Source organism: Paenibacillus sp. sgz302114, assembly GCF_056120345.1.
In genome coordinates this window covers 56,847-82,085 of the sequence record NZ_JBVYOI010000009.1, presented here as the reverse complement: position 1 = coordinate 82,085, position 25,239 = coordinate 56,847, and the positions used below count along the sequence as shown (strand labels likewise).

Annotated in this window: 26 protein-coding genes; 13 read left to right on the top strand and 13 right to left on the bottom strand. The window is 47.9% G+C overall.

The features are described 5' to 3' along the window. Positions 1 to 134 precede the first annotated feature (134 nt). Complete coding sequence (locus tag AC0LWF_RS20635; RefSeq protein WP_474653416.1) at positions 135 to 473, top strand: PadR family transcriptional regulator; 339 nt, start codon at positions 135 to 137, stop codon at positions 471 to 473. A 5-nt stretch (positions 474 to 478) separates the two neighbouring features. Beyond that, complete coding sequence (locus AC0LWF_RS20630; protein ID WP_474653415.1) at positions 479 to 1,030, top strand: DUF2812 domain-containing protein; 552 nt, start codon at positions 479 to 481, stop codon at positions 1,028 to 1,030. 80 nt (positions 1,031 to 1,110) lie between these two features. On the opposite strand, the gene AC0LWF_RS20625 is transcribed toward AC0LWF_RS20630, so the two are convergent. From AC0LWF_RS20625 to AC0LWF_RS20595, 7 genes are all read right to left on the bottom strand, one after another. Next, complete coding sequence (locus AC0LWF_RS20625; protein ID WP_474653414.1) at positions 1,111 to 1,878, bottom strand: class I SAM-dependent methyltransferase; 768 nt, start codon at positions 1,876 to 1,878, stop codon at positions 1,111 to 1,113. Between the two features lie 34 nt (positions 1,879 to 1,912). Further along, on the bottom strand, positions 1,913 to 2,287 hold the full coding sequence (locus tag AC0LWF_RS20620; protein ID WP_474653413.1) for a YciI family protein: 375 nt from the start codon (positions 2,285 to 2,287) through the stop codon (positions 1,913 to 1,915). 96 nt (positions 2,288 to 2,383) lie between these two features. After that, positions 2,384 to 3,652 (bottom strand): RNA polymerase sigma factor, encoded by a 1,269-nt coding sequence (locus AC0LWF_RS20615; protein ID WP_474653412.1) that lies wholly within the window; start codon positions 3,650 to 3,652, stop codon positions 2,384 to 2,386. Between the two features lie 161 nt (positions 3,653 to 3,813). Continuing rightward, positions 3,814 to 4,371, bottom strand: a complete 558-nt coding sequence (locus tag AC0LWF_RS20610) for a CotH kinase family protein (protein WP_474653411.1) — start codon at positions 4,369 to 4,371, stop codon at positions 3,814 to 3,816. Positions 4,372 to 4,539: 168 nt separating this feature from the next. Then, positions 4,540 to 5,469, bottom strand: coding sequence for a GNAT family N-acetyltransferase (locus AC0LWF_RS20605; RefSeq protein WP_474653410.1), 930 nt, complete (start codon positions 5,467 to 5,469; stop codon positions 4,540 to 4,542). Positions 5,470 to 5,480: 11 nt separating this feature from the next. Beyond that, positions 5,481 to 6,365 carry a phosphotransferase enzyme family protein gene (locus AC0LWF_RS20600; RefSeq protein ID WP_474653517.1) on the bottom strand — a complete coding sequence of 295 codons (885 nt, stop codon included), beginning with the start codon at positions 6,363 to 6,365 and terminating at the stop codon, positions 5,481 to 5,483. 31 nt (positions 6,366 to 6,396) lie between these two features. Beyond that, positions 6,397 to 8,271: a heparinase II/III domain-containing protein gene (locus AC0LWF_RS20595; protein ID WP_474653409.1), complete on the bottom strand. Its 1,875-nt coding sequence runs from the start codon at positions 8,269 to 8,271 to the stop codon at positions 6,397 to 6,399. A gap of 259 nt (positions 8,272 to 8,530) precedes the next feature. Between AC0LWF_RS20595 and AC0LWF_RS20590 the strand changes: the two genes are divergently transcribed. Beyond that, positions 8,531 to 9,178, top strand: coding sequence for a Dph6-related ATP pyrophosphatase (locus AC0LWF_RS20590; RefSeq protein WP_474653408.1), 648 nt, complete (start codon positions 8,531 to 8,533; stop codon positions 9,176 to 9,178). 72 nt (positions 9,179 to 9,250) lie between these two features. After that, positions 9,251 to 10,342: a diguanylate cyclase domain-containing protein gene (locus tag AC0LWF_RS20585; RefSeq protein ID WP_474653407.1), complete on the top strand. Its 1,092-nt coding sequence runs from the start codon at positions 9,251 to 9,253 to the stop codon at positions 10,340 to 10,342. Positions 10,343 to 10,440: 98 nt separating this feature from the next. On the opposite strand, the gene AC0LWF_RS20580 is transcribed toward AC0LWF_RS20585, so the two are convergent. Continuing rightward, the gene (locus AC0LWF_RS20580; protein WP_474653406.1) at positions 10,441 to 10,857 is read right to left on the bottom strand and encodes a GNAT family N-acetyltransferase; all 417 of its coding nucleotides are present in this window, start codon (positions 10,855 to 10,857) and stop codon (positions 10,441 to 10,443) included. A 114-nt stretch (positions 10,858 to 10,971) separates the two neighbouring features. Between AC0LWF_RS20580 and AC0LWF_RS20575 the strand changes: the two genes are divergently transcribed. Together AC0LWF_RS20575 and AC0LWF_RS20570 are read left to right on the top strand one after the other, a co-directional pair. Then, entirely contained in the window at positions 10,972 to 11,874 is a 903-nt protein-coding gene (locus tag AC0LWF_RS20575) for an aminotransferase-like domain-containing protein (RefSeq protein WP_474653405.1), read from the top strand. Further along, positions 11,826 to 12,233 carry an aminotransferase-like domain-containing protein gene (locus AC0LWF_RS20570; protein WP_474653404.1) on the top strand — a complete coding sequence of 136 codons (408 nt, stop codon included), beginning with the start codon at positions 11,826 to 11,828 and terminating at the stop codon, positions 12,231 to 12,233. Before AC0LWF_RS20575 ends, AC0LWF_RS20570 begins: the two co-directional genes overlap by 49 nt. A 154-nt stretch (positions 12,234 to 12,387) precedes the next feature. On the opposite strand, the gene AC0LWF_RS20565 is transcribed toward AC0LWF_RS20570, so the two are convergent. Continuing rightward, a complete protein-coding gene (locus AC0LWF_RS20565) occupies positions 12,388 to 12,981 on the bottom strand; it encodes a TetR/AcrR family transcriptional regulator (protein WP_474653403.1) in 594 nt (197 codons plus the stop codon). Between the two features lie 151 nt (positions 12,982 to 13,132). On the opposite strand from AC0LWF_RS20565, the gene AC0LWF_RS20560 reads away from it, so the two are divergent. After that, positions 13,133 to 14,374, top strand: coding sequence for an MFS transporter (locus tag AC0LWF_RS20560; RefSeq protein ID WP_474653402.1), 1,242 nt, complete (start codon positions 13,133 to 13,135; stop codon positions 14,372 to 14,374). Positions 14,375 to 14,442: 68 nt separating this feature from the next. Here AC0LWF_RS20560 and AC0LWF_RS20555 read toward each other — a convergent pair whose 3' ends face one another. Further along, positions 14,443 to 16,002 carry a tetratricopeptide repeat protein gene (locus AC0LWF_RS20555; RefSeq protein ID WP_474653401.1) on the bottom strand — a complete coding sequence of 520 codons (1,560 nt, stop codon included), beginning with the start codon at positions 16,000 to 16,002 and terminating at the stop codon, positions 14,443 to 14,445. A gap of 1 nt (position 16,003) precedes the next feature. Then, positions 16,004 to 16,633, bottom strand: coding sequence for a TetR/AcrR family transcriptional regulator (locus AC0LWF_RS20550; RefSeq protein WP_474653400.1), 630 nt, complete (start codon positions 16,631 to 16,633; stop codon positions 16,004 to 16,006). 146 nt (positions 16,634 to 16,779) lie between these two features. Between AC0LWF_RS20550 and AC0LWF_RS20545 the strand changes: the two genes are divergently transcribed. Both AC0LWF_RS20545 and AC0LWF_RS20540 read left to right on the top strand, forming a co-directional pair. Further along, on the top strand, positions 16,780 to 17,148 hold the full coding sequence (locus tag AC0LWF_RS20545) for an MFS transporter (RefSeq protein ID WP_474653399.1): 369 nt from the start codon (positions 16,780 to 16,782) through the stop codon (positions 17,146 to 17,148). Positions 17,149 to 17,200: 52 nt separating this feature from the next. After that, positions 17,201 to 17,941, top strand: coding sequence for an MFS transporter (locus AC0LWF_RS20540; RefSeq protein WP_474653398.1), 741 nt, complete (start codon positions 17,201 to 17,203; stop codon positions 17,939 to 17,941). Between the two features lie 101 nt (positions 17,942 to 18,042). Here AC0LWF_RS20540 and AC0LWF_RS20535 read toward each other — a convergent pair whose 3' ends face one another. Together AC0LWF_RS20535 and AC0LWF_RS20530 are read right to left on the bottom strand one after the other, a co-directional pair. Next, positions 18,043 to 19,362 (bottom strand): DEAD/DEAH box helicase, encoded by a 1,320-nt coding sequence (locus tag AC0LWF_RS20535; RefSeq protein ID WP_474653397.1) that lies wholly within the window; start codon positions 19,360 to 19,362, stop codon positions 18,043 to 18,045. 379 nt (positions 19,363 to 19,741) lie between these two features. Continuing rightward, positions 19,742 to 21,079, bottom strand: a complete 1,338-nt coding sequence (locus AC0LWF_RS20530) for a GH1 family beta-glucosidase (RefSeq protein ID WP_474653396.1) — start codon at positions 21,077 to 21,079, stop codon at positions 19,742 to 19,744. A 222-nt stretch (positions 21,080 to 21,301) separates the two neighbouring features. On the opposite strand from AC0LWF_RS20530, the gene AC0LWF_RS20525 reads away from it, so the two are divergent. From AC0LWF_RS20525 to AC0LWF_RS20510, 4 genes are all read left to right on the top strand, one after another. Next, entirely contained in the window at positions 21,302 to 21,982 is a 681-nt protein-coding gene (locus AC0LWF_RS20525) for a response regulator transcription factor (protein ID WP_474653395.1), read from the top strand. Further along, positions 21,979 to 23,358: a sensor histidine kinase gene (locus AC0LWF_RS20520; RefSeq protein WP_488656658.1), complete on the top strand. Its 1,380-nt coding sequence runs from the start codon at positions 21,979 to 21,981 to the stop codon at positions 23,356 to 23,358. The genes AC0LWF_RS20525 and AC0LWF_RS20520 overlap by 4 nt, the downstream gene beginning before the upstream one ends. A gap of 67 nt (positions 23,359 to 23,425) precedes the next feature. After that, entirely contained in the window at positions 23,426 to 24,544 is a 1,119-nt protein-coding gene (locus tag AC0LWF_RS20515; protein WP_474653393.1) for an ABC transporter permease, read from the top strand. Beyond that, a complete protein-coding gene (locus AC0LWF_RS20510) occupies positions 24,541 to 25,221 on the top strand; it encodes an ABC transporter ATP-binding protein (RefSeq protein ID WP_474653392.1) in 681 nt (226 codons plus the stop codon). The genes AC0LWF_RS20515 and AC0LWF_RS20510 overlap by 4 nt, the downstream gene beginning before the upstream one ends. Positions 25,222 to 25,239: the final 18 nt, after the last annotated feature.

Genomic DNA, 25,239 nt, shown 5'->3' with positions numbered 1-25,239 from the left:
ATTCGCCTTTGCCGAAACCATTCCTCTAACTCCATCCCCGTTGCATTAACATATATTGACAATTTTTATATCGTCCCGTAATATATCGTCATAAGATATATCGTCTAACGATATAAGTGAAGGGAGGAATACAGATGCGGGATCCGATGGAGATGCTGCCGCTGACGGAAGCTTTTTACTATATATTGATTGCGCTGCATGCTGAGCCTACGCACGGATACGGCATCATGCAGGATGCGGAACGTATGAGCAGCGGGCGGGTAAAGATCGGCGCGGGCACTTTGTATACGGCGTTGAACACGCTGCTCACCAAAGGACTTATTGAGCATTATCCGGGCCCGGAAGGAACAGACAGCAGGCGCAAAATGTATGTCATCACCTCATACGGGCGAGCCGTCACAGCGGCGGAGATTAACAGGCTGGAAGAGCTTCTGCAGGCAGGTCGCCGAGTTCTTAATGATGGGAAGGAGTGAGGCAAATGACAATACCGACAGAGAAACGGTATCGGCTGTCGATGAGCTGGAACTACGAGAAGGACGAAGCTTGGCTATCGGAGCAGTCTAGACGAGGGCTGCAGCTTAGGAAGGTTGGCATATTCAGTTACACCTTCGCGCGCGATGTAGCGAAGCGTTATACGTATGCGCTTGATTTTCAGAATGGGCTAGGACGAGGAGACAAGTTTGAAGCCTATTTGGAGTTATATCGCGATGCGGGCTGGGAGCATGTCAGCTCATACGGAGGAATGTGGCACTACTTCCGCAGAGAATGGCATCCGGGGGAACTCCCTCGGCTGTATACGGACCGTGAGTCATTGATGACGCATTTCCAGAAGATTAAACGAGTTTTTATCGGCTTGTTGTTTGCGAACCTCGCGATCATGATCATCAATATGTTCAATCTGCTAGCACGATTTAATGATCGGCCATGGAGTATTATTGTACCAGTACTCATCATCTACGTATGCATATTTATAGTTCTGGGGTATGGCATATCCGCCTTCGGGAAGAAGATTCAGAAGCTGCAGCAATAACCGCTTTGGACCCCAGTTCGTTGAAAATAGGTCAGGAACTCGCCTCGGGGGCGGTGTCCTGACCTATCGGCCTTCGTATATTACTCTTTCCGTGCGGTCACAATAGGCTGGTAATAGCCTGTGAGCTCCGGGAGATGCCACTCGATATCCGTGAAACCGGTCTCGCGCAGTAATTGGTTCATCTCTTCCCGCAGCAACGCTCTGTACTCTGTCTTGTAATGCTTGGTTGTCCATTGCTCATTCATTTCCTGCAAAATAAACTGGTTAACCGTATACGTCTTTCCGTCCCCCGCCCAATCCCATACCTGAAAGACAATCCGCTTACCCTCATCGAATATACGAGGCTGCGTAGAAGGCAGCTTCTCCAATGTTAGTTCGTCGTAATCTCTTATGGTGACGACTAACAGGCCATTCTGGTTAAGCTTTGCATGCAAATTCGCAAAAGCTGTCTGTAAATCTTTATCGGTCAGAAGATGTGGAATCGCGTTATCCGCCGACAGCACAATATCGAAGCTCCCTTGTACATCCTTATCCAGCGAACGAAAGTCTACTACTCCGAAGTTTATTGCCACTCCGTGAGCTATTGCTTCTTCTTCCGCTCTTCTGACCGAAGCTGAGCTTATGTCTGTCGCACTTACGAGATACCCCTGCTTCGCCAATCCGATTGCTTGTGTACCGATGCCGCACGAACAGTCCAGGAGTGTTAGATTGGGCCGGTTCATTAGTTTGGATTTAATGAGCCTGTCCAGAGTCACACCTTGCCGTGCAATTGCTTCATTCCAATCATGAAAGATTAGGTGATAGTCTTCAGCAATTTCATCGTAGAAATGGAGAACAGAATCGTTCAATTCATTTCCCTCCCTATCCCATTAGTCGATGACACTAATCTCGCATCTTAAAATAATGAATGGGGCGGATCTCGATTCCCCAACCAAACTGCTCGCCTGCGCCTATCTGTACACTCGGATGTAAGGAAGCGATTCGAATCGCTTCATCCATGTCCTGTGCTTCTATAAGAAACGCACTGCCAATCATTTCTTTTGTTTCGATAAAGGGTCCATCCATAACCTTTACTATCCCATTCTCTCTTCGCAAGCATTTCGCTTCAGAAGCAAGCCCCGCATCGACGAGCACTTGACCGCTACTATAGAAATTGTCCAGGTGAGGCATGCATGCATTCATAACCGTATTAATCTCATCCTTCGGGCGGGCATCCATCTTCGCTGGTTCCAAGTATCCCAAACATAGAAATTGCATATTGGTTTCTCCTCTGACTTTAGATTGAAGCAATCAGACTTGCCTCTACTTAATCAACGAACGATACGTGGCAGAATCGACATCCCTTAAAAAGAATTAAGAAAGATCATTACCCTCAGAGCATTCAGCCGCGCGTCTTAACAGCAGTTCCTGCTCACGCGTGTTGCCAGCGAGCGTTGCAGCGCGTTCGAACTCCAGCCTCGCTTCGCCTAGTCGTCCCAATTTCATTAGGAAATCGCCACGCACGCTCGGTAATAAATGATAGTTCTTCAACGCTGGCTCCGACAGCAGCCTATCGACAAGCTGAAGTCCAACTGCCGGCCCATAAGCCATCGATACGGCTACCGCATGATTCAACTCGATAATAGGCGATGGCGTCAATTGGTAGAGTTCATTGTAGAGCTCGGATATCCGTACCCAATCCGTCTCCGCTGCGATTCGAGCCCGCGCATGACACGCAGCAATAGCCGCCTGAAGGGAGTAAGGACCAAGCTCGCTGCCAAGCTGCTCGACACGATCAAGCATAGCCAGCCCGCTTCTAATTAGGGAGTCATCCCAGAGCGCCCGGTTCTGATCCATCAGCAGAATGGGCTCCCCCGCTTGGTTAACCCGCGCTTTAAATCTCGCCGCTTGGAATTGCATAAGTGCAACAAGCCCGAAGACCTCGGGTTCGTTATATATAGTTTCGGACAGAATAAGCCCTAGCCTCAGAGCTTCTTCACAAAGTACGGGCCGCAGCCAATTATCGCCGGAGGATGCAGAGTACCCTTCGTTAAACATGAGATATACCACCTGGAGAACCGAGGACAGCCTTGCCGTAAGCTCAGCCTTCGGAGGAAGCTCGAATGGAACACGCTGCTCCGAGAACATTCGCTTAGCCCGCGTAATTCGCGCAGCAATTGTTGGTTCTGGAGTGAGATATGCTTTGGCAATTTCTTCGGTCGTTAGTCCTCCAAGCAAGCGCAGCGTGAGTGCCGCACGCGCCTCTGCCGACAACATGGGATGGCAGGTCATAAATATGAGGCGGAGGATATCATCTCCAACGTGATCATCAAGTGCAGCATCAAGATCCAGCTCTTCCTGCGTGTTTAGCTCGTAGCCAATCTCTTCATATTTGCGGTCCCTTAATTTATTTCTGCGCAGCAGATCGATGGCCCGGCGCTTGGCGGTTGTCATTAGCCAAGCACCTGGCTTTTCCGGTATACCTGATTGAGGCCAACGCTCAATAGCGATGATCAGTGCATCCTGCGCAAGATCTTCGGCAAGCCCAACATCACGCACGACTCTGGTGAGGACTGCAATAATCTTCGCCGACTCACTCCTCCATATTGCATCAATGGAACGATTAATATCCGTGTCCGTCACGACAATCCCTCCCTGATCACTCCTTGCACAAGAGCAGAATACTGCTACTTTCGTGATCTATGGGTAAATCCCTTTATTGCCTGTAAAAGAGCATCCATTTACGGTATAAAAACAAAAGGCACCCGCAATTGGGTGCCTCTTTATCGTGCATTATTAATTTATTAAGTATAGCAAGTAATGCCAGAGGAACCTGTTGGGCCTGTTGCTCCTGTTGCTCCTGTAGCACCGGCAACACCAATTGCGCCATTGCGACCGTCGAGGTATTCCTTTAAGCTTGTTGCATCGGAAAAGTTGTTATTAAGCACGAGCTTATCAAGACCCTGCCAAGTTTGCCCTTCGACATACTCACCAAACTTGATCTTGAAGCTATATCGGTCCGTATCTCCGTCCCGCACAATGGAAGAAAGACTCGAGTTCCCTTTCGGACGGATACCTACATTCTTGATCGTTGTGCCGTTAATCGTTACATCTGCGGAAATGTATTCTTCATCAGCCGCGTTGTCCTGCATTTCCTTCCATTTGGCTTGCTCTACCGTGATTGCAAATGTCATAATCTTATTCTTATCCATCTCATTCACATAATTAAGCGATGCGGTTATCGCTTCTTCGCTCTGACTATTAAGCTTCGCATTCGACGATGTGGTCGCCTCACAACCGGTCAGAATCGTAACCGCTATAGCTAATGATAAACAGATGACCCATGTAGATTTTATAAACACCGTTCCCATCACCTTTCGTTTATTGTTTATTTGGCATTGCCGCACAAGCATCTTCGCTCTACGGCTCCTATCTTAGGCAGTGAACCTTTAATGGATCTTAAATGGATGAGCAAAGCAAAAAAGAAGAGGCTGCAATGGTAAATTGCCGCCTCTTCTTTCTCTCATCTCCTATAAGGATAACTCATAATAATCCATCGTCGACTTCGTAACGAAGCCGCAGGATTGATACAGCCGAAGTGCGCCCGCGTTCTCTACGGCCACTTGCAGCATAATATCACTCGCGCTGGCTTCCTTCAGCTTATCAATCGCCTTCAAGAGAGTTGCTCTTCCATATCCCTTGCCGCGATACTCGGGCAGAACGCCTAGGCCATATATGCCCCCAATGCCAGAAGACAGCTGGATGTGGACCTTCCCGATAACCTGCCCGTCAGAGGCTTCTGCAAGATAAATGATCATGCCCCGTTGTTCTTCTTCCTCAGGGAGAATCATCCCTTGCTCTGGATCGTCCGCGCCCTCTTCCACCGGCTCGCCGTCGAAGTATATTCCATTCTGCCGGTGAATCTCCCGCCGATCTGCATTCGTCGCCTTCCGAAGAGTAATGCCTTCCGAGTCATTGCTTACTCCCGTCCAGCCCTCCTGAAGATACATCTCATGCTCCGTATGATGATACTTTGCGCCAGTTCCTTGGATGAACGCTTGTCCGGCTTCCGACTTCCGGTCGCTTAGAAGAAGCATACTCTTGGAAGCTCTGCGCCCCCACTCTTCCATGACTAGCTTGCTTAATGTTCCAAAGACACCTTGGCGCCTGTACTCGGGATGCACCATGCCGTTCACTTCAAACGGTGTACCTGCCCCGCCGAATTCGCTCATCCCTATATAGCCGATTAATTCATGCCCATCGAAGTACATGAATTCATTGATTTGACGGATCCCTGCGCTGTCTGTGCTTGAATGCACACCGAGCTTGTAGTCCAGCTCCAGCTTTAACGTCGTCTGATCTTCGCGGATGCACCTCTCCTGCAGACCGTTAATCAAGTCATAATCCTCTTTATTCATTCCTTCTTTGAGCTTTAACCACGGGTTATGAATTCTCTTCAAAGGCCACCTCTTTATATCGTAGGTCTTGTTCTAGCATCCTGTCCCATCAATGGCGAGCGCTCGAGCAGCTTCCCGATGATCCAGCCGTCGTCATGACTGCCTTCCTTCAAGTGCTTGCATGCAAGCTCAATCAGCCCTGCCCACCACATTGGCGTTAGAAGCTCCCACTCCTCGGGCTCTAGGGGCGATACTTCATCGTAACCGTATACAACCTCGTCGTACTTCCCCCTCCACGAGAGAGCAAATTCCCCGACTCTATGATCCCAATGCGCGAGTTCAAAGTCGAGAATGCCGGTGAGCTTGCCATCTTGGAATCGTAAATTCCATGGAGCAAAATCACCGTGGATGACGATACCGGGGCGGGAGTGAAGCTTCAGCCCTTCTACCCGCTTGCGGGCACGCTCTAGGTGCCACCGCAGAATTCGTATTTCCTCTGGTCTATTCTTTTCATTCTCAGAGAGCAATAGATCTAACTCGTAGTCCTGAAGAATCTCTTCGCATCGACGCCAGCCCTTGCGCTGTCCAACTCCGCTGAGCTTCCTAAGATCATTGTGGAATTGAGCCATCAGGCGGCCCTCGGCAGCCGGATTCCGAGTAGATGGCGGTTCACCTTGAAGATACGGGAACAACCCCCAAACCTGACCCCCAATCTCAATCGGCTCTTCAATGACGGCTGCAACAGGCCATCCAAGCTCGGCAATGCGATTAAGCAGATTGACCTCATACTGGATACTAGCTTTGTCAGTTGCACTCGACCAGAGCCGTAATACAAGGCGCTCGTTCCTGACATTTACAAGCCAATGCTGATTGAGTCTCCCTCCGAGCGGGGCAACCATATTGATTTTTAACTTGTCTAGAACTTCGCTACTCGGGAGCATCGGATCTGAGCCGTTCATCACCACTATTCCCTCGTCCTCCACAGCGCAATTAAATTTGGTTGATTCGGATCGAACATTCGCCCTGATTCGCAGGCGTAATGGATGTAAAATGAAGCCGATACAAGTGATCTCCCCATGCATCCCGCATGATCTCGTCCTCGAGTGAAATTTCCTCTGATGATACTGCATACAGCTCGCTGTTATATTGGATACTTACCTTATTGCCATGCTCATCCTGCAAAATAATAGTGCCGCTCCCTGCCATCCGAGGAGGATGTGGCGTCATTAAGTGCAAGGTAACGTCATCAATGACTTGCTCTAGTTGATACTCATCCTTGATTTCAATATAGGGAGATGCGTCACGAATGAGTTGAATGGTCCGTATCCAGCTATTCAGCTGGGCTGACTCTGGATAGGCTGCTGCAATGTTCATGGATAACGATGCCGCTCCATCTTCTACGCGATAATTCACATCAGTCGCTCTATGTTCTCTTCCATTCATTTGCCCAATCCCGTTGACTGTCGGCACATTGTGATAGGCAGATTGCATCGCCCAAATCGAGTATCGTTCGGAGAAGAAGGACTTGGATGTGTAGGTTAATACGCCAGGGTCTATAATCATCGGGGACCCGTTGCAATAGACGATGAACTGTCCAATATCGTTGTGATTATGGCTTTCATCGTTATGTCCTCCTTTGGCTGCAAGATATAACCCCGTGCTTGAATCCGGCTGCTCTCTTGCCACCATCATCTGAATGCCGTCAAGCCAAGCATCTCTTATGTAAGGGGATTCTCCCGTATATTGCTCGATTTCCGAATAATGAAATAAAGCTGGAAGTATGCGGACCATCGCAGGGAACTCGAAATGAGTGGTTTCTTCGCGTCTCTTCTTCAGCTCCAATGCTCCGAATTGGGACAGCCGGCCATCTCCAATACGACGTCCAAACCGATAGGCAAGCTCCGCGGGGATCTTTACCTTAGGCGTGCTGTCTGCAAAATTAACATAGAAGGAATCGTTGATATAGGCCCTGTAAATATAACGACCAATTTGCGCGATTTTGGGCTCATCGAATACACTAATTTTGCCGTCCGAGGCACCGTATAGCAGCTCTAGACAGTCAAGAAGTGTTCCCCCAGCGTATATCCAATACTTCGGCCCTTCCTCACAGCCTCCATCTGAATGGATTCTATCGATATAGTGATCCAAACTGCGCATCGCCTTGATAACCGCAGCTTCTCTACGTTCGGGGTCGTCCTCCAGGAGCAAGAATGCCGATAGACAATTGGAATTGCACCAAGGAGTCCAATTGTTGAGCATCCTTTCTTGATTGAAACCGAGCCACCAGAAATCGTTGCGACTTAAGTATGGATCAAGAATTCGATTCTTCACTTCAAGCTGAATACGTTCGCAGACCATTACGCTAACTTCATTCAACTTGGTTTGGAGTAGATAATGCGTCCAAGCGAGCAGTGATGCCGTCTCAGCCGAGAATAGTTCAATGACTTGATCGGATACGTCTGGCAGCGGGTCGCGCCTCTTCATCATATAACCATGTCCCGGAATGCCCCAGAATGTTTCCTCGCATATACACCAAATTCCGTTGACGATATCATCCATAAACCGTCCTTGGTTCTCGATACATTCTGCGATGACCAAAGCACCCAGCGCCCGTCTTCTCGCCCACGATGCATCGTCATACTTATTCCGATTGCCTGTTCGGCTATATTCCATATACGCAGTGGCAGTCAGAGCTCCCCATGAATGATTGAGCTCTTGAACGCCCTTGTTGATCCAGAATTCTCTTAGATTGGGCGGAAGTTCATCCCATTGATTGCGATCTTCGATTGTAGGAAAGGGCTTGTAATTGTCCCGAGAATGCAATAAGTCACCGAGTGTTTCATTCACATATCTCTCTGCTAACATCGAAACATTGCCTCCTATAAACCTATAATGTGGACATTCCAGTATTACCTATTTCTTTCGGACTTTGTAAACATTATCGTCCCGATGATCGAGAATATCAAGAAAAGCTTGGTGCATTAGAAATTATAGAGCATGTAAGTAACGGCAAGTTTAACGGCCATTCTTATGGGTGGCCTTTTTTGGGGTTTCATTGGCGGTAGCTTCACGATACGATTTTCAACTATGATAATAGAATAATATAGGACAAGGAGAACCACATATGAAATTTGCTATAATGTACAGCTGCGGGAAGGACAGTAGTTTGGCGCTTTACCGTATGATCAACGAGGGTCATACTCCGGTCGCCTTGGTTACGACATTCAATGAAGAACAAAGCCGTTCATGGTTTCATGGTGTATCCGAGGAGCTATTAATTTCGGTGTCGGAGAGCTTGGACATCCCCCTTATCATTTGTCGCTGCGGTCCTCATAATTACTCCGAAGCCACCGAGGAGGGTCTTAGAAAAGCAGTTCAACTCGGTGCGGAGGGTTGCGCCTTTGGCGATATTGATATCGAAGGTCATAGAGAGTGGAACGAACAACGCTGTATCAATGCCGGTTTGAGCTGTGTGCTGCCGCTTTGGCAAGAAGACAGAAAAGCTTTAACCGAGGAGGTCATTGGCGCAGGGTTTAAGGCGGCTATTAAAATTGTTCAAAGCGATATATTAGATGAGAGCTTCTTAGGGCAAACGCTAACGACGAATCTCGTGGAACAACTAACAGCGGCAGGCTCTGACCCTTGCGGTGAAAACGGTGAATACCACACCTTTGTGTACGATGGCCCCATATTCCGGAAGCCGATACCTATTGAATTCGGTAGAACAGTAGACTTCAAATCACATATGGCAATTGATATCAGGCCTATCTAGCATGTATATTGAAAAAAAGATCTATTAGCACATTTTGTCGATTTTAATGTCAATAGAAGGGATCTTGAACCTATGATTGATGAAACGAGTCGTTTAAAAATCATTATGGATGTCCAACAGCAGATGCTTCTATCCAGTTTTGATTTAGAACCATTTATGCAAACGCTTTGCGATCGTATGCGCTTATTAACGGGTGCGGACGGCTCCACAATCGAGATGCTGTCGGGCGACGAGATGGTTTACGCTGCAGTCAGCGGAACCTTACAGCCGCATATAGGAATCAGGTTAAATAAGAACGGTAGCTTATCCGGTATGTGCGTTACGGAAAAAGAAATCTTGTATTCACCAGATACGGAATCCGACGAACGCGTGAACAAGGCTGCAACTCAAAAAGTCGGAGCTCGAAGCATGGTCTGCGTTCCGTTGTTCAAAGCCAGCCAAGCCGTCGGTGTTCTGAAGGTCATATCCGGTCAAGCAGACGCCTTCTCGAACCGCGATATTGAGACTTTACAATTATTATCGCTTGCACTCGGAGCAGAGCTGGGCAAACAAATTAACTATGACGAGAAAATTCGTATTCTAAACGATTATGAGCTGTTATTAGAGCAATTACGATCTGAAATTAAAAGGCGTGAATTGTTAGAATTAGAGCTTGTTCAAATGGCTGAACGAGACATCTTAACGGGATTGCTTAATCGAAGGGGATATAGGGATAGAATCCAGCAATGGATTAGTCAGGCGAATCGTGAAAAGAGTCCATTCGGAGTGTTTTACCTCGATTTGAATAAGTTCAAGCAGATTAATGATACGTTTGGACATGAGATCGGCGACCTCGTGCTCAAAGAATTTGCGATTCGAATCAAACAAGCGCTTAGGGATACCGATCTTATCGCCCGTTTTGGCGGCGATGAATTCGTAGTGGCAGCGCGGTTAGCTAATTCGTATGATAGCCTTCTAGTGATAGCAAATCGTCTAATTGACCAATTAGAAGCACCAATGTGCATCAAGGATCTTCAAATTCCAATGAAAACAAGCGTTGGCTGTACGCTATGGTCAGAAGGCATGATGGAAACCGATCTGCTTCGTATGGCCGACCAGTCCATGTACCTCGCCAAATCAAACGGCTCCAATCGAATTGCAATTGATGGCGTGTTAATCAATTAGAGCACAGCATCTCGCCTAAATCTAAACGGTTGCCAGTTCAATAGCGTGCGTGGCAACCGTTTATTCAATCAAGGAGTCCAGATTCACGTAACTGGACGTTATTGTGCTGCTCTGCGGACCATCAGTTCCCGTCGTACGAAGTCGTACTTCTCATAGAGTCCATGCGCGTCTCGTGTGCCGAGATAAATAGGCGTATGGCGAATCCGAGGATGGTTGACCAGAACAGCCATCATCCACTTGCCGAGTCCGTTGCCGCGATGATCAGCGTCTACGATTACATCGCACAGCCAGGAAAAGGTTGCTCCATCCGTTACAACCCGCATGAAGCCTACTTGTTGCCCAGCCTCGCTGTAAACTCCGAGACAAAGCGATTCCTTCCAGCTATTCCTGATGGTTTCTTCCGACCGTTCCGCAGCCCAATAACTGCCCCTCAATAATGCAAGGATGGCATCCGGCTGCAGTTCTTCCGCACGGTCACTGATTCTGTAAGGCAAGCTATCATGATTCCATTCCATCTGTACCCCTCCTGTAGTTCACGATACGTAATATGTTCAGTATAATGGTAACAGTTGGGAGATAATATTGATTTATTACGTAACTATACCCATACAGATTGGGGTGGATAAATCATGAAATACGAGAATGTGAAGGACGCTCTGAAACAACAGATTAATAGCGGGGCGATCAAGCCGGGCAGTAAATTGCCGTCCATCCGAGAGCTTAGCATGCAATGGAAGTGCAGCAAAAACACCGTAATAAGGGCTATCGATGAATTGGAGAAGGAACATCTCATTTACTCGGTACCGAAGAGTGGCTACTATGTGATTGTTCGCCCCTCCAAGTCTGAGGGCCGGCCGGAAGGTCGGATTGATTTTGCCGCGGCTTCTCCGGACCCCGGTATTATTCCTTATGAAGAAATTGGGCACGGGTTGAATCGGGCGGTAGAGCTCTACGGGGATCGTCTCTTTACGTATGGCGATCCGCTCGGATTTCTATCTCTACGCGAGGCTATATCTCGGCACTTGGCAGTCTCGCAAATTTTTGCTGAACCCCAGCGGATCTGCGTCGTCTCCGGTTCCCAGCAAGCTCTTCATTTGCTTGCCTCCATGCCGTTCCCAAATGGGAAATCGGCGATTTTGGTCGAGCAGCCCTGCTATACCGGAATGCTAAGAATAATGAGCCTCCTCGGGGTAACCCCAATCGCAATTGCTCGAACGGAAGCAGGTCTTGACCTTGATGAACTGGAACGGCATTTTCGGAACAATTCCATTAAGTTCTTTTATACGGTCCCAAGGTACCACAACCCGCTCGGAACCAGCTTGTCACGCCTGGAGAAAGAAGCAATTGCATCACTGGCGGAGAAGATGTTTATATCGTGGAGGATGATTATCTCGCAGACTTGGAAACGGACGGCAAAGCCGATCCAATCAGCAGCTATGATCAATCGGTCCGCGTCATCTACATCCGAAGCTTCTCCAAAATCATGCTGCCCGGTCTGCGCCTGGGTGCCGCTGTACTTCCCGCATCACTAATCACTTTGTTCCAAATGTACAAATCGTCGAGCGATTTAAGCACATCCGCCCTGTCACAAGCCGCTTTAGAGATTCATCTGGGGAGCGGACTGTTTCAGCGCCACGCCGCGAGGATGAGGGAACACTATGGCATTCGAATGAGGGCTCTGCAGGAGGCATGTGACCGATATTTAAACGATGGTTTTCGTCTAAGCAAATCAGCCGGCGTGGAGTCCGCGAACAGTTGGCGTCTCAGCATTATTCGCACGAACGAACAAGAGATTGAGCACGGCATTCGAATCATCCGCCGGACGGCTGACGAGCTAATTAGCCAAAGAAGAACAAACAAATTTAGCCGGTCAGCCATTACGTGGATTTAGAAGAGTTCACTACTAAAAATGGCCACATCTACCCCATATGTCCTACCTCCAATCCGTAGTATTAATATTTTCAGGCGAGTCAAAATCCATTCCTAGACTCTCTTTGACTTCTGCATACTTAACTGCTTGTCTGATCTCGCCTTAGGAGTTCCCGTTATAACAAGCACATCCCTTTCAAATAAGCCGTCAGACTCTCGATATTCATGCGGACATGCCGATTGTCTCCCTCCAGCTTGCTGAGCATAATGCCGCCTTCCATGACGGATAACGTGAAGGTCGCTAAGGCATCGATATTCAGATCCGCTTTGAATTCCCCGGACTGTACACCTTCCAAAATAATTTTCTTCATTGCATCCAACGTGCTATCCAACCCCTGACGAGCTCTTTCACGTAAAACCGGATGGCTGTCGTCGGACTCGGTAGCCAGGTTAAGCAGCGGGCACCCGCCTATAAAAGGAGGGGCTTCGACTACGTTCTCATACACTTGCAGGTAGACAAGCAGCTTGTCCATCGCAGTTGATTCTTGATCGAGTGCCTCTTTGAGTTTACTATTCACGATGCTGCCTGCATATTGGTAAGCTTCAATTGCGATTTCATCCTTACTGGCAAAGTAGCGGTAAATACCGCCTTTCTTAATGCCCGTTAGCTCCGTAATGTCCGACAAGGACGAGCCAGCATAGCCCTTCTGGTTAAACAACTCGGCAGACTTCGCGATAATGTGTTTGCGGGTGCTTTCTCCCTTTAGCATGTCAATTCTCCCTTGTGCACATATAGAATGATTCCTTTTATTATAACAAATGAAAATTTGCTTTCGATAAGCGATTCCTTATGCTATATTAAAAATACCGATCGGTATCTTTTTTTGGAAACTCCCCTTTTATAGGAGGTCGAGCCTTGAGATGACATGGTTTAAGGAACCTAAGTATGCGTGGATTGGGCTGGGTTATCTGTGGATCATCGGATTTATTGGTGCGCTTATGCGATTTATTATGGCTTTTTTTCAAGTTCAAATCTCAGAAGATTTGGCAATTAGCAGAGGATTTATTTCGATGGCTTGGTCTACAAACTTGCTGATTGGAGCCTTATGTGCGCCACTGGGAGGGTGGCTTGCAGATCGATATGGGCCAAAGAGAGTCATGCTGATTAGCTCCATTATGGGGATTGCAGGTACAGGAACCGTCGTGTTTGGACATCATGACATCGTCTTTTTTATTGGATACGGAGTAATATCAGGGTTTGCAGGCATCGGAACGACCACGACCTATCTGTTGATTTTTGAGTGGTTCCAGCATCACCGGGCCAAAGCGACAGGACTGCTCGCTAGCGCGTCCTCTTTAGGACTGGCGATTAGCACGCCGATCTTCGTCTCCTCAAGTTCACTGACTTGGAAGGATGCTTTTATCGCTTCATTTGCTCTGAGCATCATCGTTACGTTACCTGTTATTTTATTCGGAATTAAGGGAACGAAGCCGCGAGGCAACAAAGCAGCAGGAGTGTCGGTAAAAGAGCTTGGTGAAGCGAATGGCCAAGAAGAACGGCAAACAGTGCGTTCTCCGCTCCGTGGAATTGCTGCCCACTTGCCAATCTTCATCGTAGTAGCTGGCGCCTTGTTCACTTGCGGCTTTAATATGGGGACTGTAGAAATGAATTTGGTCGCTATTCACCAGTTAGCGAATACGTCGCCAGATATGATCGCGGTATCCATGAGTGTACTTGGCATTATGGAAATTACCGGATCGATTATTGTAGGCTATTGGTTAGACAGAGTCAATAAACTAATCATGCTTACTCTCTTGTATGGCATACGGATCATTGGGTTCTCTCTACTTTTCATGCATCTCGGCTGGTCTCCGATATTCTTTGCCATAGCGTTTGGTATTACTTACTTAAGTGCGGTACCGGGAGGATTATTAGTCGTCAACGAATACTGGAAAGGAAAAGGCAAACAAACGGGCTGGCTGCTTTTCTTTCATCAAGGAGGAGGTATTATTGGCTCGCTAACCGGAGGCATTTCCTTCGATTACTTTCACAATTATCAAGTCTTAATCGGTGTCGATGTCCTCATGTGTACACTCGTGACGTTCGGATATTTCCTCTTATACGCAAACCGCAAACGAAGTTTACGACTGGCCGTAACGTGATTAACGGCAAGTATTTAGGCCATCCTTTGCAGGATGGCCCTTTGTTTGATCTTGCTTTATTTTAAGACCTACATCTCGATCTCGAACTGCCGTATCAATTCCAATGCTTCTTCATGATCAGGCTCAAGCTTTAATAATTCCCTCGTGTAATTCAACGCTTCTTCGATTGCATTTAACTCAAAACAACAAATGGCCAGACAATAAAATACGGTGGATACGATCTCATCTTCTTCTTGATGTACCGATATTTCCAAATACCGCTTGGAGTCTTCGTACATTCCCATCTCGAACAGTAACAGCCCTGCATCAAGTGCGACGTCATAGCGCTGCTCCATCACATAGTAAGACGACCACATCAACTCGATACCCCTCAGAATATCCTGCATTTCTTCATCAGTTGCATCTTCTAACAGCTTAGAGATCTGCTGCGTGCTCTGAATGAAGAATTCCGCGTCATGCCCGCCCAAACGCCAAAAGCTTAAAATTTGCTGAAGCTCCATACTATCTAGATTGCGATCCACCCACTGCTTCATGCTGTAAAACTCATCTGGGCCGAAGCGTTCAATGAATCGACGATAGGCTAATCTAGTTTGGAAGTAGTCCATCGGCGTATCCGTATTGATTATACAACCGACATTTATACTTTCATAATGCTGCGGGGGGAATAGCCCGGCGGCTCCGTTCTGTTCCCAAACCTGCCGAATCGCATGGTAATTGGTCGTTAAAGAAAAGCTTCCGCTTCCATGAACAATCAACTCCGGTGGTTCTACAATCGTCAAGTTATCGAGCAAATGCTCGCCTTTGTCTGCCGTTATTAACAGAGAGCCCGACTGAGACAATCGATTCAATCGAGCTAAACAATCTAACCCAACGACTGGGAATAGTAAATATGAATCTTCCATTTGCTCCTGATAAATGGCTATAACATCATGGTAACGATAGGTTTCTTGCTCATACTCTTCCGCCCGCCGATGCTCGTAATGCAATGAGATTTGCTCTAATACTTCCGATGGTTTCAGGGCATCCATCTGGTCGGGATATTCGATGAAAACATCCGCTTCATATACTTGTCCACTCTTAACGTAAAGCAGTTCTTGCGGAATATTATCGAAAAAGTAGTTGGCTACAATGATTAATGGTTGTTTTAAGTCGCCTTTATCAATGGTTTCTTCCGATACGATCAGATTCAGAACCGAATCATGAACAGCATCAAAGCGTGCAAAATCAAGCACACCCTCGGCAATAAATGACTGTAGAGCAGGATGCTCCTTCCAAGCCAACACACTGTTCATCGCCAAATCCGTCATGATATAGCGAAACGGCGGCAACGTTCCCCCCGCATAAGCTCTCAGCTGGCACAGCTCGTGTAACACATGGTAAGCAAGACGCCCCGCTCCTGCTCCAAGCTCTGCGATGAGTACAGGCTCCGGGCTAACTTCCTTATTCGCGCGATCTTGAAGAAACCCGAATATCATTTCCGCATACGCCGTAGCGATCATCGGATTGCTCGTAATATATTGAGGAACTTGGTCATTGTTCCAGGCCTTCAATCCGACTTCTTGATAATATTTCCGTTGAATATCCCATATAGGCGCTTCACTAAAGCGGTAACGTTGTTTTTTATCCATTTTAAACTTGCCCTGCTCTCTGGAAGTTATTCAAACTCTTGTTATTCAAATAAATAGGCAGCAACACCTCGTCAACCAAGCGGCTCAAATAGGACTCCGACAAGTTACCACCCTGAATAATGTATTCATATCGCATCATGCTGAAAGGCAGCTGTATTTGCATAGTAGTAAGATCGCAGGTTAGTTCTCCACGTTTCTTTGCAAAGTCTTGAATCTTTTGCATAATCTGCGCACTTACTTCTTGCGCATGAATGCTCATTTCTTTCAAGATATCCTGCTTCCGGCTTAGCTCTAGCATGACGGCGCTAAATAATTCCGGCCCAACAGCAACCAGGAAACGCCTATAAATACTTACCATTGCCTGTAAATCCGATCGCAAGCTTCCCCGATCTTCTATCAGGTCAAGTATGGTGAGCTCTCCGAACACTTGCGATATTCGATAATGCGCCATTTCATGCAGTAAGTTTATTTGAGTATCATACTGGCGATACAGTACCGTTCGACTTGTTTTTGCCTTTTTAGCAACATTTTGAAACGTCATCTCTTGATAGCCAGAGGTTTGAAAAATTTCAAATGCCGCTTCTAATATGGCGCGTTCAAGCTCTTTCCCTCGTTTTCTTATACTCGGCATTTCAAAGCTCCTCGCAGGTTCTATACAGACCAATATAACATGAATTTAAGATACACATTGCATCTTGTAACTTGTTTCGAAACGATGTATAGTTCAATATGTAAATAAGGTTCAATTTGTACCTTATTTGGAGAGGAGCTTGTGTAATGGCCGCAAAAGAAGACGCAAAAATACCGAAGTCTTTGTTAACGATCGCAATTGTGCTTGTCCTTGGCACTATCGCTCCTATGTTGGATGGAACTATGGTGAACATCGCACTGAATGATTTCTCTACGGATTTTCACGCATCACTTGATCATATTCAATGGATCGTAACGGGCTATGTATTGGCTACAGGAATAGCTGTTCCCTTTTCTGGATGGCTCATTCAGCGATTTGATAGGAAGAAGGTTTATATTGCCGCACAGCTTTTTTTTCTACTTGGCTCGATTACTTCGGGGCTTTCATGGAACCTATGCTGCCAAGCTTCCCACCCGCAAATCAACATGCAAAGCTGGACTGGTTCGGGATCTTAGTACTCGGGGGCATTCGGTTAGTTTTATCTATGGTATCTCTGCTGCAGCGCGGGTGGCGGGTTTTAATAATACGAAGACGATCGCTTTCATCATTGTTGGAGCCTTGCTAACCATCATTTACGTGATATACGCTCTTCGAAATGAGAAGAATGTCATCGTGCCCCTAAATTTATTTAGGCACAGAAGCTTTAGCGCATCGTTCTGCGGCTTATTTCTTGCAGGTATCGGCACCAATGGTCCTATGCTTCTGCTGCCGCTTTTCTTTCAAAATGTTCGTCACGATTCCATCATTTTAGCTGCGTTATCCTTAATCCCACAGGCAGTAGGCATGCTGCTTGTAAGACCTCTGATTGGGAAATGGATTGATCGCATCGGTGCCAGAATTGTTGTCATTATATCGATTGCCATTTCTCTAGTTGGAACCATTCCGTTTATATGGGTCGATCAAAGCACAAGCTACTGGATCATCGCCGTTATACTCCTTATTCGCGGTATCGGCGTCGGTGGCGTCGCGATTCCATTAATGAGCGATGCCTATACAGGCTTGGCAAAAGCGCAAATTCCGCAAGCCAGCACCGGCACCCGTATTATTCAAAATATCGGCGGCGCTTTCGGCTCAGCTGTATTGGCGACCATTGTCGTAAGTCAGTTGAATGCTGCGGCTCCAGATGTATCTCATTTGACATCCGCGTATCAATTCGGCTTTCTGACAGCGAGTATGCTCATGGTTGTCATGATCGTTCCAGCATTATTCTTAACCAATAAGCTGGCTTTGAAGGTTGCTTCGAAATAGAAGAGTTAAAATGAAATGGCGTACGCCCTCGTTTCAGGGATCGTACGCCATTTTTTTTCTGCATAATTATAGGTTAACTTTATGGTTGGCCTATCTCCGGCTCACTTTCCAGCCTTTGTTCGCGGTCTGTAACGGCGGCCAGCCTCGCCGCTATGTCCGCGTGCGCCGTCCTTAGATGGTTCTCTTCCCGCTCTGTTGGCACTACCCGTTCTGTTGGCATTGCCTGGTCTGTTGGCACCGCCCACTCTGCCCGCTCCGACCGCCGCAGGTGCCGGCTTCGTGACCGTCATCTGGTAAGGATGATCTGTAATGACTGGAATTCTCTGCTTCGTCAGCTTCTCGATATCCTTCAGATAAGGAATTTCCTCGTTCTCGCAGAACGAAATCGCGATTCCGCTTAAGCCTGCACGTCCGGTACGGCCGATCCGATGTACATAGGTCTCCGGTATATTCGGCAAGTTAAAGTTAATAACGTGCGACAGCTCATCAATGTCGATGCCCCGTGCCGCAATGTCTGTCGCCACCAGCAAGCGGATCGCACCGGTTTTGAAGTTATTCAGCGCCATTTGGCGGGCATTTTGCGATTTGTCGCCATGAATGGCCTGCGCAGCAATCTTCGCCTTCGTCAAGCCGCGCACCAAACGGTCCGCGCCGTGCTTCGTACGGATGAATACGAGCGCGCTTGCGATCGACTTGTCCTGCAGCAGCTCGGTCAGCAGCTGCAGTTTATCCGCCTTCTCCACATAGTAGAGCTCCTGCTTAATCCTCTCTGCCGTTGAGGAAACAGGTGTAATCTCAATTTTCACCGGATTCTTCAGCAAAGAGTTAACCAAGGACGTAATCTCAGGCGGCATAGTCGCAGAGAAGAATAACGTCTGTCGCTTGACCGGCAGCTTGGCAATGATTCGCTTCATATCATGAATGAATCCCATGTCGAGCATCCGATCGGCTTCGTCCAACACCAGAATCTGCACGTGACGCAGGTCAACCAATCCTTGGTTCATTAGGTCGATTAACCTTCCTGGTGTCGCAATCAGAATGTCCGTGCCTTGCTCCAGCAACTGCTCCTGAGCTCTCTGGGAGACACCGCCCACGATTACGCCGCAGCGCAGATTAGTGAAACTTCCGTAAGCTTTGGCGTTGTCGGAAATCTGAATAGCCAACTCACGCGTAGGCGTCAGAATGAGCGAGCGAATGACGCGCTTGCCGTTCGGACGCCCCTGCTGCGTGCTCAGCAACTGGATGATCGGCAGCAAAAACGCCGCCGTCTTGCCGGTTCCCGTCTGGGCGCAGCCAAACAAGTCGCGGCCTGCCAGCACGGGCGGAATTGCCTGCTCCTGAATAGGCGTGGGCTTCGTATAATTTTCCTTAACTATTGCTTTAATAATAGGGGGAATCAACTGCAATTGTTCAAATGTCATAAGTTCTCCTTCTTCAAGAAACCATCAATACGCAAGCTTCTATACTACTATTATACTCTAGAAGCGGAGCAGAGTAAGTGCACACTTGTTTCCTTTGAGAAAATTGCTCTAAATTCGCACTGCATTCCATTCCATGGCAGTCCCACCGGTTAATGCACCGCCAACAGGCATATCCTTAAATGGAGAGGTGCTTGAGGACGGGGACATCATTCCGCTGTTGTATTTCCCAATCAACAAGAAAAAGGAGCAGGAGCTCTCGGAATTCTCGAAAAACAGGCAATTGGAGCTTGATTCTCCTTAAGCCGGACTAGGCGTTGGTCATGGGAAACGAAGGGGCCGCTAAACGACGAATCGTTCAGCAGCCCCTGTTCTCACGCGTCTACTTTCTGCTTTCTTGGTTCAAGATGAGATCCCGCAACCAATACCCGCTATCGCGAACGGTACGCCGCTGGGTCTCGTGATCCACATGGAGAAGTCCCATACGGCAAGCTAGTCCGGAATTCCACTCGAAATTGTCGAGCAGCGACCAATAGAAGTACCCTCTAATATCGGAGCCCTCGTCAATGGCATCTCGCAGCGACTTCAAATAGTGGGTAAGATAGTCGATCCGATCTTTATCCGCAATCTCATCCCCTACGGTACCGTTCTCGGTTATATAGACGACAGGGTTCCCATACTCCTCGCGATAGCGCTTGGCTAGCTCCTTAAAGCCCTCCGGATAGCCATGGGCACCGAGAATCGGATGGGCATATCGTTCATCGCTATATCCTCTATCGACCCATGTTTTTAAGAAAGGAATGTACCCCTTTCTCGCGGCAAATATCCGACCGTAGTAATTAATCCCCAGAAAATCAATGGGCTGATTAATCGTCTCCATATCCCCTTGATGAATTTTGGGTGCGATCGGCCACAGCTTCGACAGCAGCTTCTCCGGATATTTCCCTCTAAATACGCCATCCAAGTAGAACCGGTTGATGAACATATCCGCCATCTCGACGGATTCCATCTCCTTCTGACTCGCCTCATAGCTAGCCGGATAAACCGGAAACTGGCTGAGCGTGACGCCAATGTTCAAGTCATTGCGCTCGCTTCTCATTGCTTGCACTGCCAGGCCGTGTCCAAGAAGCTGGTGATGGGCAACCTTGAAGTAGGTCCATGGATTTCGAATGCCCGGCGCGTGCTCGCCGAGGAAATGCCCCATCATCGCGTGCTCCCATGGCTCGTTCAGCGTAATCCAGTCTTTGACGCGATCTCCGAGACGCCCGGCGACAAGTCCCGCATACTCTGCAAAGTACTGCGCGGTTTCTCTGCCGGCAAAGCCTTTGTATTTCTCAAACAACGCATACGGTGTATCCCAGTGGAACAGCGTTACGAACGGTCGTATCCCCTTTTCAAGCTGGGCGTCCACCAGACGGTCGTAATAATCAAGCCCTTGGTGGTTAACCCTTCCGCTGCCTTCGGGCAACACTCTCGACCAACTGATCGAGAACCTGTAAGCATCCATCTTAAGGCTGCTCATGAGATCGATATCCGTCTGAAAATCATGATAAGTATTACAGGCCACATCGCCCGTGCTGCCGTCACGAATCTTGCCTTTCGCATGGGAGAACTTGTCCCAAATCGACATTCCCTTGCCGTCCTCATTCCAACCCCCTTCGATCTGATAGGCGGCTGTTGCCGTTCCGAACAGAAACTCTCTTCCAAATTGCGTATACATGTATATGTGCCCCTTCCTTAATATCAAGTCTGGAATAGACAGTGGAATAAACAGCTATATACTGTACTGACTAGTCAGTTTAATAATAAATTGAAGATAAATTGATGTCAATATCCCCAATCTAACCGAAACTAAAGTGAAAGTATGCTCCAATCCACCACATTTTGCGTAGCTTCCCGGTAACGTGATAATGTTGGAATAGTAACTGGAAGGAGACTATCCATGTCGAAGCAACTGTTAATTGTAGATGACGATTCGAATATACGCTCATTGCTTAAGCTCGTATTGGTGCGTGATGGTTATCAAGTAGTGGAAGCACGAGATGGTCTGGAAGCCATCAAGCTGCTGAAAGAAGCTTCTATCGCCATGGCGATCATTGATGTGATGATGCCGAAGCTTGATGGCTTAGCGTTGTGCGAGCATATTCGGGAAAATTACGATATCCCGATTATTTTGCTTACCGCACGCGAGCAGCTGGCGGATAAGGAGCAAGGCTATCTGCGAGGCACAGACGATTATATGACGAAACCCTTCGAGCCCATGGAGCTATTGTTCCGAATCAAGGCGTTGTTTCGCAGATATTCCCGCATATCTACGGATAAGATTCGTCTGAATCGATTAATGATCGATAGCAAAAACTTTGAAATTACCCTCGGGGATGAAGTACTGCTGCTCCCGCTCAAAGAATTTGAGCTGCTTGTACAGTTGGCCCAGTACCCGGGCCGTTTGTTCTCTCGCGAAGAGTTGATTACCCTGGTGTGGGGCGCAGATTACACCGGAGACAACCGAACCGTAGACGTCCATATTAAGCGATTGCGGGAACGATTTGCCGTATGCCGGCAGGATTTCACCATTCAAACCGTACGCGGAATCGGATACAAGCTGGAAGTGACTTCTCCATGAAGTCGTTGTACTCCCGGGTCTTTATTATTACAATCTCAGCGGTACTCATTAGCAGCCTTCTTGGGTTTCTTGCATCGAACATCTATTACCACATAAAGCTTAAACCTTTCAACGACGAGAAACTCATCGACATCGCTAACCACATAAGGCTATTCACGGAGCAGCATCCCGAATTAATGGAATCCTACTTAAATAGCGTTGCCCAGACGGGTTATGAGATCTATGTGACGGATGAGCAAGGCAATGAACAGTATTATGGTCATGGCTTTCGACAGTTAGACCTGATGGCAGATGCTCGCAAGCTCGTTCTCGAGGGTGGCGTGTACCATGGCGTCGCTCAATTTCCTAACAAGCCGTTCATTTCAGGCTTTTTTAAAAATAGCTTAAGCAATACGGTCGGTATTCCGCTGCAATTGACTGACAAACGCTACGCCCTGTTCTTAAGGCCTGATGTTGAGCTGCAGTTCGGCGAGCTTCGCAGTTTTTTCGCTATGATCGGCCTTCTCACGGTACTGTTTAGCGTTCTGATCTTTTTAATGAGTACGCGATATTTGGTCAAGCCGATTGCCCATTTAACCGATGCAACCAAGCGTATTGCCCTTGGGCAATACGAACTGACCCTGCCCGAGAAGCGACGGGATGAGATTGGCCAGCTGGCAGTCCACTTTAGGAGCATGAGCCGGGAATTGGAACGCGCCGAGCAAGCCCGCAAACAATTCGTGTCCAACGTATCCCATGAGATTCAGTCGCCTCTAACTTCGATCAAAGGGTTCGCACAATCGCTGCTTAATCCCGAACTCGAAGCAGAGGAAAGAGTGCGCTATGCGATGATCATTGCAGAAGAAAGCAGTCACTTATCCAGGCTAAGCAAGCAATTGCTAACGTTATCTTCATTGGAAGAATCCACGAACGTACTCATAAAGAAGCCCTTCCAACTACGCACGCAGATTCGCCAGATCGTCCAAGTGCTTGAATGGCAATTAACAGATAAGATGTTGGCTCTCTCTATTGCGGTGCCAGAAGAAGTGATCCTTAAAGGAGATGAACTGCTGCTCTCCCAGGTTTGGACGAATCTGCTCGTAAACGCTGTGAAACACACACCTGTTGGCGGGGAGATTGCCATTCGCGCAGTATCGGTTCACGACGGATATGAGATCAAGATTTCCGATACGGGCCCCGGTATAGCGGAAGAAAATCTGCCATTCCTATTCGATCGATTCTATCGAGTAGACCCATCGCGCGATCGCGAGACCGGAGGGACCGGTTTGGGTTTGTCGATCGTCAAGAAAATCGTTCAATTGCATGGCGGATCGATTGAGGTAACCAGCCAGCTCGGTCACGGTACCGTATTTGTCGTCAAGCTTCCGCAATTGTAATCTGGTATTCATCCGCCGTTCATTTTCGAGCCCTAAATTGGTTACAGAACCAAGGGAGGGATGAACGATGTATCTGGCACTAAGGGAACTGAGGTTTGCAAAGACGAGGTATGTCATGGTCGTGACGATTATGCTGCTGGTTTCATTTTTGGTCTTGTTCGTGACGGGATTAGCCAATGGACTGGCTTATGCGAATGCTTCATCGATAAAAAATATGTCGGCGAGTCACTTTATATTGGAAAAGGATTCGGATCGTCGTTTTGGACGGTCACAATTGACGGAAACCGATTTAGCTGCTGCTCGTTCAATTGTAGGTGAGAACAACGCGGTTCCATTAAACATCCGGATGACGACACTCACAGAAAAGGGTTTGAGTTTGAAATCAGATGTGACCATGTTCGCGATTGATATGTCAAGCTGGCTCGCTCCAAAGGTAGTTGAAGGGCAGAATCTAACAAATAACACGCAAGGACAAGTACTGGTGGACCACAAGCTCCAAGATGCCGGGATTAAGATCGGCAGCATCCTAGTCGATCAGATGACCGGGATGAGCTGGACGGTGAGCGGGTTTGTCTCCAACGAATCATATAGTCACACGCCAAGCCTGTTTATGAATGAAAAGGATTGGCAGAAGCTGCAGGGACTTACCTCCGTGGGCATGCAAGATTCCTCGGTCAAATTGTATAATGCGATTGCCTTGAAAGCGAACGGAAGCCAAGCGGCTCAGCTAAGCAGTAAGCTGACGGATTCGGAAATCATCTCTAAGAGCCGTACTGTAGCTGCCGTTCCAGGTTATAAAGAAGAGCAAAGCTCGCTTCTGATGATGATTGCCTTTTTGTACGTAATATCCGCAATGGTGCTTGCCGTCTTCTTCTATGTGATTACGATACAGAAAACGAGTCAATTCGGTATTCTTAAGGCAATTGGGGTGAGAACAGGATATCTGGCGCGTAATGTCGTCGGTCAAGTGCTGTTACTGACGTTAGGAAGCTTAGCGATTAGTCTAGGACTCATTCGCATTGTTTACTCGGCACTTCCGTCATCGATGCCGTTTCAGCTTCATCCATCAACTCTGATGCTCTCTTGTTCCTTGTTTGTCGTAACGGCGATACTGGGCTCATTATTATCGGTGGTCAAAGTCGCCCGGACGGATGCATTAGATGCGATAGGGAGGGCTGCCGCATGAAGCCGCTGCTACGCATAAATGAAGTAACCCATACCTTTCATGACGGGGATTTCGAATTGACGGTATTGAACAAGCTATCTCTTCAAGTAAATGCAGGCGAGCTTGTCGCCGTAATGGGGCCATCGGGATCCGGGAAGAGCACTTTCCTCTCCATTGCCGGAGCCTTGTTGACTCCCACTAGCGGAGAAGTCTCCATAGATGGAATGTCGCTCTCGGGGATGAGAGCGCAGATGCTGGCGGAGCTTCGGCTTAAGCGGATCGGCTTCATATTCCAAAGCGCTAACTTGGTCCCTTACCTCAAAGTCGAGGAGCAACTGCTGCTCGTTGCGAAGCTGGCAGGGATGGATGCAGCTACGGCGGCCAAGCTTGCAGCCGAATTACTTGAGCGTATGGGATTAACGCATCGTCAAAAATATTATCCTGATAAGCTATCCGGCGGCGAAAAACAACGCGTCGCAATTGCACGCGCATGGATGAACAGCCCCTCCGTCTTATTCGCCGATGAACCGACGGCAAGCCTGGATGCCATGCGTGGGCAGGATGTTGTAAGAATGATCGCCGAGGAAGTCAAAGCAGCGGGTAAAGCTGCTGTCATGGTCACTCATGACGAGCGGGTGCTGCCGTTGTGCGATCGTGTCATGCATTTGAAAGATGGAGCTTTGATCATGGTTTCATAATCTCTTGACGAGAAAAGG

Bases quoted from the DNA above. Each gene is read 5' to 3' on its own strand.
- AC0LWF_RS20575 (WP_474653405.1), top strand. From the start codon at position 10,972: ATGAAATACGAGAATGTGAAGGACGCTCTGAAACAACAGATTAATAGC.
- AC0LWF_RS20630 (WP_474653415.1), top strand. From the start codon at position 479: ATGACAATACCGACAGAGAAACGGTATCGGCTGTCGATGAGCTGGAAC.
- AC0LWF_RS20535 (WP_474653397.1), bottom strand. From the start codon at position 19,362: ATGACATTTGAACAATTGCAGTTGATTCCCCCTATTATTAAAGCAATA.
- AC0LWF_RS20560 (WP_474653402.1), top strand. From the start codon at position 13,133: ATGACATGGTTTAAGGAACCTAAGTATGCGTGGATTGGGCTGGGTTAT.
- AC0LWF_RS20555 (WP_474653401.1), bottom strand. From the start codon at position 16,002: ATGGATAAAAAACAACGTTACCGCTTTAGTGAAGCGCCTATATGGGAT.
- AC0LWF_RS20620 (WP_474653413.1), bottom strand. From the start codon at position 2,287: ATGCAATTTCTATGTTTGGGATACTTGGAACCAGCGAAGATGGATGCC.
- AC0LWF_RS20600 (WP_474653517.1), bottom strand. From the start codon at position 6,365: ATGAACGGCTCAGATCCGATGCTCCCGAGTAGCGAAGTTCTAGACAAG.
- AC0LWF_RS20520 (WP_488656658.1), top strand. From the start codon at position 21,979: ATGAAGTCGTTGTACTCCCGGGTCTTTATTATTACAATCTCAGCGGTA.
- AC0LWF_RS20595 (WP_474653409.1), bottom strand. From the start codon at position 8,271: ATGTTAGCAGAGAGATATGTGAATGAAACACTCGGTGACTTATTGCAT.
- AC0LWF_RS20525 (WP_474653395.1), top strand. From the start codon at position 21,302: ATGTCGAAGCAACTGTTAATTGTAGATGACGATTCGAATATACGCTCA.
- AC0LWF_RS20545 (WP_474653399.1), top strand. From the start codon at position 16,780: ATGGCCGCAAAAGAAGACGCAAAAATACCGAAGTCTTTGTTAACGATC.
- AC0LWF_RS20590 (WP_474653408.1), top strand. From the start codon at position 8,531: ATGAAATTTGCTATAATGTACAGCTGCGGGAAGGACAGTAGTTTGGCG.
- AC0LWF_RS20550 (WP_474653400.1), bottom strand. From the start codon at position 16,633: ATGCCGAGTATAAGAAAACGAGGGAAAGAGCTTGAACGCGCCATATTA.
- AC0LWF_RS20565 (WP_474653403.1), bottom strand. From the start codon at position 12,981: ATGCTAAAGGGAGAAAGCACCCGCAAACACATTATCGCGAAGTCTGCC.
- AC0LWF_RS20510 (WP_474653392.1), top strand. From the start codon at position 24,541: ATGAAGCCGCTGCTACGCATAAATGAAGTAACCCATACCTTTCATGAC.
- AC0LWF_RS20585 (WP_474653407.1), top strand. From the start codon at position 9,251: ATGATTGATGAAACGAGTCGTTTAAAAATCATTATGGATGTCCAACAG.
- AC0LWF_RS20530 (WP_474653396.1), bottom strand. From the start codon at position 21,079: ATGTATACGCAATTTGGAAGAGAGTTTCTGTTCGGAACGGCAACAGCC.
- AC0LWF_RS20570 (WP_474653404.1), top strand. From the start codon at position 11,826: ATGCTGCCCGGTCTGCGCCTGGGTGCCGCTGTACTTCCCGCATCACTA.
- AC0LWF_RS20580 (WP_474653406.1), bottom strand. From the start codon at position 10,857: ATGGAATGGAATCATGATAGCTTGCCTTACAGAATCAGTGACCGTGCG.
- AC0LWF_RS20515 (WP_474653393.1), top strand. From the start codon at position 23,426: ATGTATCTGGCACTAAGGGAACTGAGGTTTGCAAAGACGAGGTATGTC.
- AC0LWF_RS20635 (WP_474653416.1), top strand. From the start codon at position 135: ATGCGGGATCCGATGGAGATGCTGCCGCTGACGGAAGCTTTTTACTAT.